Below are 2,808 nucleotides of genomic sequence, written 5' to 3'. Positions count from 1 at the left end.
AGGAAAATCAATTTATTGATTTTCAGCCCTGCGCCACAAAGAAGGAAAACTCACGCTTTCTCCTTCTTTGTCAGCAACCTTAATCGGTAATGCCCTCTTTTGCGCTGGCTGCGGCCATGGCTCCCTTACCACTCCTGACGCCAGTCACAACCTCATATCTTAGCGCCCGGCTATTATTCCATTTTACTGAATAGATAATCAGCTTTTACCACAATTATCAAAACCTCAGGCGGAGCGTAGAGTCAGGGCATCGTTCACGTTCCCGGAGTCGAAGATATGAAATCACGCCATCTGTTTGAAACGACCCACGTTGGGTCAGTCCCCCTCCAAAATCGCATTGTTATGGCACCGATGACGCGCTCACGCTCCGCGCAGCCGGGTAATATCCCGACCGCATTGATGGCAAAGTATTATCAGCAGCGTGCCAGCACCGGGCTTATTATCACCGAAGCCACGCAAATCTCGCCGCAGGGTCAGGGCTATTCATGGACCCCCGGCATCCACTCGCCGGAGCAGGTGGCAGGCTGGCGTCAGGTAACAGATGCCGTTCATCAGGCAGGTGGAAAAATCTTCTCGCAGCTATGGCACGTTGGACGCATGTCCCACGAGAGTTTTCACCCGGATGGCAAGCCGGTGGCCCCTTCAGCGCTTTCGCCAAACGCGCAGGTCTGGGTGGTGGGTGAAGATGGCGTGGGCCGTATGGTTGACTGCCCGGTACCTCGCGAACTCTCCCCGGACGATATTCGCCAGGTGATTGCAGACTATCGACAGGCTGCGCTAAACGCCGTAGCAGCCGGTTTCGACGGCGTGGAGGTACACGGTGGTAACGGTTATTTGATTGACCAGTTCCTGCGCCGCTCATCCAACAAACGCAGTGACCAGTACGGCGGCAGCCTGACAAACCGGGTGCGTTTCGCGCAGGAAGTGCTGGAAGCCATCAGCGATGCCATTGGTGCGGACAGAACCGGTATCCGTCTGGCCCCGTTTATTACCCAGCGCGGCATGGACGATCCGCAGGCTATTGAAGCTATTCTGGCGCTTGCGGCCTGGTGCGAACAAAAAGGCATTGCTTTTATCCACCTGGCGGAAGCCGACTGGGATGATGCTCCTCAGGTGCCGTACGAGTTCCGTGAAACGCTGCGCGCCACCTTTAGCGGGGCGATTATCGTGGCCGGAAATTACACCAAAGAAAAAGCAGAAAAGCTGCTTGCCGCAGGCGTTGTTGACCTGATTGCTTTTGGTCGCCCGTTTATTGCCAACCCAGATTTCCCACGCCGCCTGGCGGAAAACCTGCCGCTGGCACCTGTCGGCAACCCGAATACCCTGTTTGGCGGTAACGAAGCAGGATATACCGATTATCCAACCTGGAGTGCAAGCGAGGTATAAATCATGACCCAACGTTCCTTAATTATTGGCGGAGCCACAGGCATTGGCTTCGCCGTAGCGCAACTGCTGGCAAAGCGAGGTGATAGCCTCATTCTGGCAGGCCGTAGCCACGATAAACTCAGCCAGGCAAGCACCCGGCTTCAGGCGCAGGGTGTTGCGGTTGAACCCCAGGTGCTCGATATTGCCAGCGAAGAGCAAATTAAGCGCTTCAGTCACACCCTCGGGGCGGTAGATAATATTGTGGTAACGGCTGGCTCCCAGGCGCCCGGAGGCGCATTAAGCACCCTCGATCTCACGGCAGCCAGACAGGCATTTGACACCAAATTCTGGGGCAGTCTGGGGGTGGCTCGCCACCTCAGCGGCAATATTAATCCTGGCGGCACCTTAACGCTAACCACGGGTTTTCTTGCTCGCCGCACGGTTGTTGGCACAATGGTTAAAACGACAATGAATGCGGGTCTGGAAGCCGCGGTGAAAATACTGGCGAAGGAGCTCTCACCGCTGCGTGTTAACGCAATTAGCCCGGGATTAACCGATACCGAAGCTTACAGCGGAATGGATGCAGAAGCCCGCCGGCAAATGCTGGCTAAGGCGGCAGAAAACCTGCCAGCAAAAACGGTTGGGCGGGCGCAGGACCTGGCGCAAGGTTATCTTTTAGTGATTGAAAACCCATTTATCACCGGTTCCATTATCGATATTGATGGCGGCGCGCTCGTTAACTGATAAGTTAATTCAGCCCCTGAATACCGGGCTTTAGTCCGGTATTCAAAAATCACCCAGTTTGATTTATCAAAGGAACGCTATGAGCCAAAACAATAAACCCCATGCCCAGCCACTGAACTGGGGCCATGGTCCCCGCACGTTTGAAGTTTTTCTTGAGCCAACCTGCCCCTATTCCGTACGCGCTTTCAATAAGCTCAACGCGCTGCTGGAAGCCGTAGGCGAAGATAAAGTAACGGTGAAAATTCGCTTACAGTCCCAGCCGTGGCACCTGTTTTCAGGCGTGATTGTGCGCTGTATCCTGGCGGCTTCCACACTGCCAGCAGGCCGCGAAGCGGCACATAAAGTGATGCAGGCCGTGGCCGACCGTCGTGAAGAATTCGAGTTTGCCGATCACTGCAGCGGCCCCAATATGGACACCACGCCACAGCAAATTATTGAGCGAATTGAACGTTACAGCGGCGTGCAGCTGGCGCAGGCTTTTGCCCAACCGGCATTACAGAATGATATTAAATGGCACGCTAAATATGCACGCCAGAACGGTATCCACGTTTCGCCAACCTTTATGGTGAATGGGCTGGTGCAGGCCGATCTTGGCAGCGGTGATGATATTAGCGTCTGGGCTGAACGCATTCTGGCTTAATCCCCACAATCGAGTAGGAGGCGGGATTACTCCCGCCGTCCTCTCACACCACCGTACGT

Annotated in this window: 3 protein-coding genes; all 3 read left to right on the top strand. The window is 54.9% G+C overall.

Features of this window, described 5'->3' with window-relative positions; translation table 11 throughout:
* Positions 1 to 276 precede the first annotated feature (276 nt).
* Entirely contained in the window at positions 277 to 1,386 is a 1,110-nt protein-coding gene (locus EHN07_RS20220) for an alkene reductase (protein WP_124025796.1), read from the top strand.
* 3 nt (positions 1,387 to 1,389) lie between these two features.
* The gene (locus EHN07_RS20215) at positions 1,390 to 2,109 is read left to right on the top strand and encodes an SDR family oxidoreductase (protein ID WP_124025795.1); all 720 of its coding nucleotides are present in this window, start codon (positions 1,390 to 1,392) and stop codon (positions 2,107 to 2,109) included.
* 79 nt (positions 2,110 to 2,188) lie between these two features.
* Positions 2,189 to 2,749, top strand: coding sequence for a DsbA family protein (locus EHN07_RS20210; protein ID WP_124025794.1), 561 nt, complete (start codon positions 2,189 to 2,191; stop codon positions 2,747 to 2,749).
* The last annotated feature ends 59 nt before the right edge of the window (positions 2,750 to 2,808 follow it).

This window comes from Buttiauxella warmboldiae (assembly GCF_003818135.1).
Taxonomy (GTDB): domain Bacteria; phylum Pseudomonadota; class Gammaproteobacteria; order Enterobacterales; family Enterobacteriaceae; genus Buttiauxella; species Buttiauxella warmboldiae.
Note: the sequence above shows the minus strand (reverse complement) of the source record. Positions and strands in the feature narration are given on the sequence as shown.